The sequence below is a fragment of the Curtobacterium sp. MMLR14_002 genome, from assembly GCF_001864975.1.
Classification (GTDB): Bacteria; Actinomycetota; Actinomycetes; order Actinomycetales; family Microbacteriaceae; genus Curtobacterium; species Curtobacterium flaccumfaciens.
In genome coordinates, this window is sequence record NZ_MJGT01000071.1 from 1 (window position 1) to 295 (window position 295).

General features: G+C 73.9%; 1 protein-coding gene. It reads right to left on the reverse strand.

Features of this window, described 5'->3' with window-relative positions:
* Nucleotides 1–295, reverse strand: a 295-nt coding sequence (locus tag BIU91_RS13370) for a penicillin-binding transpeptidase domain-containing protein (protein ID WP_253183758.1), incomplete at both ends; no start/stop codon positions are given.

A 295-nucleotide genomic window follows, 5' to 3' on the forward strand; every position in this document is an offset into this window, starting at 1 on the left:
TGCCCTGCCAGTAGGCGGTGACGGCACGCGAGGTCCCGCCCACCAGCCACACCTGGTCCGCCGCGTCCGTGGTGCCGGTCTTGCCGAACAGGGTCGCGCCGTCGAGTGTCTGCCCGCCGCTCGCCGTGCCGCCGCGGAACGCGCCCTGCATGACGTCGAACGCGGTGGCCGCGGTCTGCGGCGACACCGCCTGCGTGCAGGTGCGGGGTTGTCCGCCGAGTTCCTCACCGTCGGGGGCGACGACCTGGTCGATCACGACGGGTGCACAGAACCGCCCGCCGTTCGCGATGCCGGC